Genomic DNA, 9,619 nt, shown 5'->3' with positions numbered 1-9,619 from the left:
ACTGATGTCATTGAAACGGCAGATACACAAAACACAACCTCTACTGCTCAAAGAAGTTCGGCCAGAGCTGCCGCCCAAGACTACGAACCAAACGAAGTATTAATCAAATTTAAAAGTGGTGTTTCTGATGCCAAACAAGCTGAAATTTTGAATAGAATTGGAGGTAAAGTAAAGGAGAAGATTCTAACGAAATTGATGGAGAGATTTGGTGATAAGGAAGGAGTTACGCTCGTTCAGATGCCGATGAATGCATTAGAAGCTATTGCGAGGGTAAAAGGCTTGAATGAAATTGAGTATGCTGAACCAAACTACATCTATACGCACGATGCTGTTTCGAACGATACTTATTTCACCAATGGCTCGCTTTGGGGCATGTATGGTGCTGCGACTTCTCCAGCCAACCAATTTGGTAGCAATGCGGCTGTTGCATGGGCAAATGGTAAAACTGGCTCAAACACAGTTTACATCGGAATTATTGACGAAGGGTATATGTACACCCACGAAGATTTAGCCGCCAATGCAGGCGTAAATCCAGGAGAAATCAACGGAAATGGCGTTGATGACGATGGCAACGGCTTAGTCGATGACGTTTATGGCTGGGATTTTGCAGGTAATGACAAGCAAATTTTTGATGGTGTAGGCGATGACCACGGCACACACGTAGCTGGTACTATCGGTGGTGTTGGTGGTAACGGTAGAGGTGTTGCGGGTGTATGCTGGAATGTTAAAATGATTGGTGCCAAATTTTTAGGGAGCAGAGGTGGTACAACCGCCAATGCAATCAAGGCTGTTGATTACTTCACAGACTTGAAAATTAGACACGGTCTTAATATTGTAGCTACTAATAATTCTTGGGGTGGCGGTGGCTTCTCGCAAGCACTGCAAGATGCTATTCAGCGTGCCAATAATGCGGGTATCTTATTTATTGCAGCCGCTGGAAATGCAAGCAGTAATAATGATGCAACAGCAAATTACCCGTCGAACTACAATGTTGCAAACGTAATTGCGGTTGCTTCAATTACAAATACTGGTGGTTTATCAAGTTTCTCTAACTTTGGTGCAACACAAGTTGACTTAGGAGCTCCAGGTTCGGGTATTTTCTCGACAGTTCCAGTAACCTCGAAAGGTAAAGTTATTTCGGGCTACGCAAGCTATAACGGAACTTCGATGGCAACGCCTCACGTGGCGGGTGCAGCTGCACTTTATGCTTCAATTAATGCAGGAGCTTCGGCAGCTACTATCAAGAGTGCTTTATTATCTTCTGTAACGCCTACTGCTTCACTTTCAGGCAGGTGTGTAACTGGTGGAAGATTGAACGTTAGTTCGTTTTAAAACAATAAATTATTTACAAAGAAAAAAGAGGCTGTCTCAAAGGTTTTCTTCACAAAAGAATATTTGGATAGCATTTGACCGAGCGTCGGCCGCCTCACCCTCTCAATCTCCCTCTCCTCGCAGGAGAGGGAGACTTTTAGCCCTTCTCCTGTGAGGAGAAGGTCGGACCGCCGATGCGGTTGGGATGAGGCGACCGACGCCCGGTGATTTGCTGAATATTATTTGGTTGATTTTGCTTTTAAGACAGCCTCATTTTCTTTACAAGAGTTTCATTTTATACACCTCTACTTCTCTCGGAGAAATATCAGTCAGTACATAAAGCGGTTGGTTAGTTATTTTCATTTCGTCCAGTACATCAACTGTGTTTTTGTAAACAGATTCATCAGTTGGGCGAATGATAACCGTAAAATTTTTGATATTCTCAGCCTGTTTCCGTTTTTCAAGAATTAATTTACTTAATGCTGTGCCGTAAGCGGTTTCGGTTAAAAGACTTGGATTCAAATCTTTTGGGCCTTTTTGGTGGTAAAAAATCCGATTGTCTTTTCCCAAAATAAGCGTCAAGGTATTTTGATATTTGATTGGTGGCCCTGGTACGTTGGTTTTGTCAGGCACATACAGGGTCATCATTCGATTTGAGGTGAAAGTTGTGGTAAATACAAAAAACGTGATGAGCAGAAACCCCAAATCTACCATCGGGGTCATATCTACTCGGGGTTGGCGGGTGTTGGTGGTGAGTTCGGCCATTGTTGTAAAAGTTTAAGTTGAATATCTATTAATTATTTAGATAAATATCTAAATATATTTTTAAATTTCAAAATAAAACTTCAAAAATAAAAAAGGAAGCCTTCGCTTTGAGCGAAGGCTTCCTTAAAATCTTAATGTCCTACATTTCATTTCCGTTCAATAGAAAGAATCTTAAACTCGGTTCGGCGGTTACGTTGGTGTTCGGCTTCGGTACATTGTACGCCATCACCACAGCTATTAACTGGCTCTGATTCTCCTTTCCCTACTCCTCTCATTCTGGCACGAGCTACACCCTTATCAACCAAGAAATCAACAACTTCGTTTACCCTCCGCTGCGATAAACTTAAATTATCAAGAGCATTTCCACGGGTATCGGTATGCGAACGAATTTCGATAATCATATTTGGATTTTTCTGCATCGTCCACACGAGTTTTTCGAGTTCCCGGGCAGCATCTTTCCGAATTTTATAACTATCAGAGTCATAGTAAATATTATCAAGTTTTACTACGTCACCCACTTTGTAGAGCTTTGTATCGAACAACGAGCCTCCGCTGAGAACAGGAGTTTTCTTGCGAAAAATATTAATTATACCACGTTTTTCTTCAATTTTTGCTACTAATTCTGCCGATTTACCGAAATTTTCTTTGAAAGACTCTAAAATATAATCACAGTTGAGCTCACGCCTAAATTCGTACGAACCATCTGACCCAGTAACCATTTCTTGAGCGATGCCCGTGCACTGATTAATGAATTTTATTTTTACACCCGCAATCGGAGTACTATCCTTTCCTGCAGTTACGATTCCTCTAAAAATTGTCGAAACAGAATTGTTATTTTTATGTGACACCAAAACATCATTTTGGATTTTAGTTTCGGTAGGTTTACTTTTTTTGTTTTTATCTACGAGTATAATCTCTTTCTTAAGAAAAATATCCAATTTTGAAGATTCGTAATCAGAAGCATCTTTATTAGAAAAGCTGACGGTTTCGGTTTGAAAACCATTTTGTTTAACAAAAATATTGAATTCATTATCGGCTTCGAGACACAGTTTTATTGTACCCAAACTACTGGTTATGGCACTTTCTCTACTCAATTTATTTCCTTTGATTTCATATTCGAATCTTATTCGATCGAATGGTTTTTTGGTTTCATTATCATAGATATTTACTATCAATTCTCGACAGCCATAGAGTGTGCCAAGGCGAGTAAATTTGTATATATCATCATCGGTACCACCTCTTTTGCGGTTGCTACTCAGAAAACCTGTTTGGCGTTCGCTGTCGGTAAGGATTCCGAAATCATCTTTATTTGAGTTGAGCGGAGCTCCCAAATTACGTACCTTTCCACTTGGCATACCCGTTGCAGTATTCATCGGAATAAAGAAAATGTCCAAATCGCCCAATCCGGGATGGAAATCTGATGAGAAATAAAGGTTTCCTCTCTCATCGATAAATGGAAACATTTCATTGCCACGCGTATTCACTGCACCACCCAAATTTTGAGGTTTTGTCCATTCTCCATTATTATATCGAGTCATCCAAATATCTGTTCCACCATAGCCACCTGGCATATCTGATACAAAATATAATGTTTTGTCATCAATAGTAAGGGTCGGATGTCCGCATGAATAATCATTACTGTTAAATGGTACTTCTCTAATTTTACGCCAATCATTATCCTCATATTCGGCTATATAAAGCTTCAAACGATTGATTGTGGCATTTTTTTTCTGTCCAAATAATCCTCCTCCACCGATTTGACTATTACGAGTAAAAATAATTTTTGAGCCATCATGAAAAAATGCACATGGGCCTTCGTGGTACTTAGAGTTGAGATTTTTGCTAAATTTTTCGGTTGGAATCGTTGGATTTTCTTCGTAATCTAAATCTTTACTTCCCGTAATATACTCATTACCCTTACGACCAATAGTCTTGCCATCGTTTGGGGTTGGTGGTGTGTAATAATCGGTTCCGAGCTTTTTTGAGGGTGGGGCACTCTTTTGAATAGGCGTCTGTGTACTCGAGCCAATGGCCGAGGCACCGTTGCTTTCATTTCCGATCGCTTTTAGATCTTCGAGGTAAAACAAATCAAGGAATGAAGATGCATCCCAATTGAAAACTCTCCGAATGCCAGAACTGGTACTACGCCCCGAAACAAATACTAATCCCTTTTTGAAATATACAGGGCTAAAATCAGCACTACTCGAATTGATACCTACGTATTCGATTCTGTAACTTCCAGCATTTCGTTCTAGAGCCTCTCGATTACTATTTAGTTTGATGAATTCAATACCTCGCTTATCTTGTTCTTGAAGTTCGTTGAATTTTTGCCAATGTTGATTAGCTTCGGGAAACTTTCCGTTGCTTGTAAGTACCTGAGCAAAGTGTCGGTATGCTTTAATATCTTCGCCTTTTAGGATTGGATTTGCACTTAGGGTCTCACGATAAACCCTTTCTGCATTTGCATAATCTTTTACCTGTTTATAGCAGAGAGCCAAATTCAATTTTGCCTTGACGATTTCCTCTTCGGAAGCACCTTTTGGTTTCTTTAGGGCAGTCTCATACAGTTCAATAGCTTTTGCATAGCCCAAAGTCTCGAATTGGGTATTGGCTTTTTGAAAAACCTTCGAGGTATTTTGAGCAAACAATGCTAAAGTCGTAGTTATGAGATAAACCAAAAATATAATTCTCCTAATTGACATCGCAATAGAATGGTGCTTTTTATTTAAATAACGTACGTTTGGCAAAAATCATGCCTTTAGCTAATCTATTAGTTGCAAATCACCAATATTGATGGATAAACAACAATAAAACACCTTATAATGAGAATTTTATATTTTCAACAATAAAAAAAAGTGCCACTTTCATAGCAAACGCTTTGAGAAGTGACACTTTTTGGTCAGTGAATGCTCACGGATTATCTGGCAAGTGTTAAGTAACTTACTTTATGAACTCTTTGTCCATTTAGTTCGTAATCAAGAGTGAAGAAGTAAGTACCATCTGGCACACCTTCGGTTCCGAATCTAACACCTTGATTAGACGTTCCGTCCCATCCTTTTGTTTTATTAGTCAAGATACCATCCTTATCTTTAAACACCACGTGCCCCCATCGATTGTAAATATCACACGAAATCATTGTAGCACCTGCTGGCAACTCAATAATAAACGTATCATTCTTACCATCGCCATTTGGAGAGAAAGCCTCTGGAATTGTGAGATTTCCTTCGCTTACCGGTAATACTAAGGCTGTAGGTGTTGATTCATTGATCTTGATTTCAGTACCTGCATTTGAGATATCTGTTACAACTTTACCATTTCCAATAGCCTTGGCATATGCATTGTTATTGAATGGACCAGTTACTCCTTTGTGGAATACTTTCACGGTAAACACCAACGAATCTAACTGACCTACTTCTAATTTACTAGTTGAATCGGCGATCAAAAGATTTACATCTTCTTTACCATTGAAATTCGGATTCAATTTCAATGTGCTGTTTTTACTGACCGATGATCCAAGCACTCTGTAAGTAACGCTATCGGCAAATGTTTTGCTTAAAGTATCCGAAACTTGTACGTTGGTCAACTTAGAGTTTCCAAAGTTTTTCACGAGAGCTAAGTAAGTTACACTGTAGCATGTTTCATCAACTTTCGCAGAATCTGCTACTGAAAGTGCAATGCCAATTGCCGGACGATCTGGAGCAATATCAATCTTAAACTGGATTGGTGTTGGGTCAGCGTTATTTGTTGGATCGCCATCACCGTCAGGGTCAGAGTTTATACCATCAGTTGAAATGTCTTTCTTACCATTTGCTGTTACCTCAGCAACATTAAAGAAGTCTGTAACTGTTGCATTTTTCAAATCCACTTTCACCGTGAATCTCATCACAAGTTTCTGACCTTTCTTGATACTGCTCAATGAATCAATTAGCATGTCGGTGTTCAATCCACGGCCTGTATATTTAGGATTCACAACTAGGCCAGAGTCAGCAACTATTTTGATAGTATCATTCAAAATTTTAGCTCCATTACCAAATGCACGGTCGAGATCATCTTTAACCTGAATATTTTTCACATCAGTTCCACCTAAATTAGTAACGTAGATTACAAACGGTACGTTATAAATCTTATCACTTACCAATATAGCTGGATCACATACTTTACTCAGACCAATAAGTTCGCCCGAGGCTGGATCGTTGATCACAGCTTCGCTTGAATTATTTGACAGCACATTATCTGTCTCCTTTATCTTCGATAACTCTGCTTTGTTTACAATCTTACCGGCTGCGGTTACTTTCGTGTTATAAGTAAAAATGACGCTATCCCCTCTTACTAATGAATCTAGTTTTAGAGATACGATACCGTTGGCAAATGTTGCATTACTTGTTACACTTTCGAAAGCTAAACCACTCGGTAAAATATCACGCACTTCGATTCCTGTTGCTTTTACTTGTCCGTTATTTTTAACTATCACTTTGTAGCTAACGGTTTCATTTACAGGAACTACCGGTGCTGAAGCGACTTTCTTCACTGCAATATCAACAACTGGGATAGTTGGAGTTACGCCTCCACCTTCACAGGCAGTAATCGTAACTTTCACGGCAACACCATCTGAATAACAGCCAACAGTACTACGCTCAAAGATATAGTATGTACCTGCTACAACTGCACCAGGATTTGTTACTAACGGAGAGTTTGTCGAACTTGTAGTATGGAATTCGAATTGTCCTCCTGCAGCTGGATCGCTTAAAATTGCAGTATTTAGGTCAGCTGTATTGAATGGACAAACATTCTTAATTTCAGCTATCAGTTTTGGTGCATCTACTTTCTTTCCAACTGTTACCACTACTTCATTTGATTTCTCACTTTCACACTTACCTCCTAATGATTTACAGATAGCTGTGTAGGTTGTTTTTTCAGCGGTCGGAGAAACATTGAGCACTCCACCGGTTGATCCTTCAGACCAAACTACGATACCTGTACATCCTGTTGCTGTTAGCGTTGTTGACCCTCCAGAACAAATAACATTATTTTTACAAGTAATAAATGGTTTATTTGGAATTCCAACCGCTATCGCTATATGTTCGGAAACAAGGCTTTCGCAGTCTCCTACTTTACATTTTGCTGAGTATTTAGTTATGCCATCTGGAATTACGATGACTGATTCACCCGTAGAACCATTAGACCAGACTACTGTTCCTTCGCACCCATAAGCCTTGAGGGTTGCTGACTCTCCGCTACAAACCAGGTCTGTACTACATGCTACAGTTGGCGTTGAAACTACTCCAACTTTTACTTGAACTAGGTTAGAAAGTGGACTTGAGCATGTGCTCGAGACATTACATACAGCTGAGTAAGTTGAAGTTGCGGTTGGTTTGACAGTCACTACATTCCCTGTTTGACCAGTAGACCACACCACTGTACCTGTTATACAGCCAGTTGCTGTCAGTGTGACATTTTCTGGTTTACAAATGGTTGTTTGCGATGCACTCGCCACTGGAGCAGTTGCCAAACAGCCAGTACCACAATCTGTTTTAGATTTGATAATTATTGGTATAGAGGCTACACTTGTTCCACATGCATTTTTACAAGTAGCGGTATATGTTCCCGAAGTTGTCACTGTCAAACTGCTTCCCGTTGCTCCATTACTCCAAGTTATTGTCCCAGTGCAAGGTGTCGCTGATAATATTGCTGATTCGGTTGCACATATCTCAGTTTTACTTGATGTCACAGCTGGAGCTGCTGGGTTTTGGCCTGTGGTTATTACTACTTCCTGTGATGCTACACTTGTTCCACACGCATTTTTACAAGTTGCGGTGAAAGTTCCTGCAGTCGATACTGCAAATGAACTACCTGTTGCACCTGCACTCCAAGTAATGGTTCCAGAACAGCCAGTTGCATTTAATGTAGCTGTTTCAGTTCCACATAGACTTGTATTGCTTGCAGTTACATTTGGTGCAGAAGGAGCACCACCAGAAGTGATTGTAAGTACTCTAGATACAGGACTTGTTCCACAATTATTTGTACATGTTGCTGTATATGTTCCAGCCACACCAACGATAATTGTAGTACTTGTCGCACCTGAACTCCACGTGATTGTTCCAGAACAATTTGATGCAGTTAGGGTCGCTGTTTCGGTTCCGCATAAGCTGGTTTTATCTGCTACAATAGTAGGTGCATTTGGTGTTGTACATACATCACAATCCAATTTGGCTTTGATTACGATTGATTTAGAAGCTGCACTCGTTCCACAAGTATTAGTACAGATTGCAGTGTAAGTTCCAACGGTAGAAACTGTCAAGCTACTTCCAGATGTAGCGTTATTCCAAGTTACTATTCCTGAGCATCCCGTTGCAGTTAAAACTGCCGACTCCGTTGTACAAATTTCAGTTTTATTAGCTGAAACATTTGGAGCAGAAGGGTTTCCTCCACTTAAAATTACCAGGTTATCGGATGACAGACTAGTTCCACAATCATTTTTACATGTGGCAGTATAGGTACCTGCAGCAGAAACTGTCAATGTGCTACCTGTAGCACCAGATTTCCATATAATAGTCCCCGGACATCCTCTTGCGGTTAAAATTGCAGTATCAACTCCACAAAGGCTAAGTTTATCAGCAGTCAATTTTGGCACATTTGGTGATCCACCCTTCAAGATGTTTACAACATTAGACGCACTGCTTATACCACAAGGGTTTACACATTTTGCAGAATATGTACCCGAGCTCAATTGAACAGTTGTTCCTGTTGCACCTGTACTCCATGTAATTGTTCCAGAACATCCCATGGCTATTAGGGTAGCCTTTTCTGTTCCACAAACATTCATATTATCAGATGAGATAATTGGTGCTGCTGGCGAATTTCCCTGTTGAATCACAACACTTTGACTTGGGGCACTTTCGCCACATACAGTAGAGCATGTTGCTGTATATGTACCCGCAATGCTGACACTTAATTGGGTTCCAGTAGTACCAGTACTCCAAGTTACCTGTCCAGAACAACCGTTAGCTATTAAATTTGCTTTTTCTGTACCACATAGACTGGTCGTATTAGATATTAATGTTGGAACTGGTGGTAGTGCTGTTTTCTTTATGATTATAGCATTACTATTACCACTTTCACCACAGACATTCGAACATGTAGCTGTAAATGTACCTGATACATTGACTACTATCGAGGTATTGGTTGCCCCGTTATTCCACTTGATAGTACCTGCACATCCAGAAGATGTCAATGTTGTTGTTTCAGTACCACAAAGTTCTACTTTATTAGCACTAATAATCGGTGCAACTGGTGCCGATCTTGTGGTTATGACAATCTGATTAGAAAGGTTGCTTTCTCCACAACTAACACTTGAACACTTCGCAGTGTAGGTTCCAGCATTAGTTACTGTAATGCTCGAACCAGTAGCTGAATTACTCCAAGTCACCGTTCCTGTACATCCTGTTGCAGTAAGTGTTGCAGCTTCAGCACCACACAAATTGGTTTTGTTGGTACTAATTGAAGGAGGATTAGAACTGTTACCCGTTGTAATCACTACGGCATT

General features: G+C 40.1%; 4 protein-coding genes. 1 reads left to right on the top strand and 3 read right to left on the bottom strand.

Annotated features, from left to right (window positions below; translation table 11 throughout):
* The coding region (locus ACOVO2_RS23830) for a S8 family peptidase (protein ID WP_421772376.1) at positions 1 to 1,332 on the top strand (1,332 nt) is incomplete at its 5' end.
* Between the two features lie 258 nt (positions 1,333 to 1,590).
* Here the strand turns inward: ACOVO2_RS23830 and ACOVO2_RS23825 are convergent.
* From ACOVO2_RS23825 to ACOVO2_RS23815, 3 genes are all read right to left on the bottom strand, one after another.
* Positions 1,591 to 2,076 (bottom strand): ExbD/TolR family protein, encoded by a 486-nt coding sequence (locus ACOVO2_RS23825; protein WP_421772375.1) that lies wholly within the window; start codon positions 2,074 to 2,076, stop codon positions 1,591 to 1,593.
* 146 nt (positions 2,077 to 2,222) lie between these two features.
* Positions 2,223 to 4,778 carry an OmpA family protein gene (locus ACOVO2_RS23820; protein WP_421772374.1) on the bottom strand — a complete coding sequence of 852 codons (2,556 nt, stop codon included), beginning with the start codon at positions 4,776 to 4,778 and terminating at the stop codon, positions 2,223 to 2,225.
* A gap of 215 nt (positions 4,779 to 4,993) precedes the next feature.
* Positions 4,994 to 9,619: gliding motility-associated C-terminal domain-containing protein (locus ACOVO2_RS23815; RefSeq protein ID WP_421772373.1), on the bottom strand; the 4,626-nt coding region annotated here is incomplete at its 5' end.

The sequence above is a fragment of the Emticicia sp. genome (assembly GCF_049241225.1).
Taxonomy (GTDB): Bacteria; Bacteroidota; Bacteroidia; order Cytophagales; family Spirosomataceae; genus Emticicia.
This window is presented reverse-complemented; position numbering and strand designations above follow the sequence as displayed.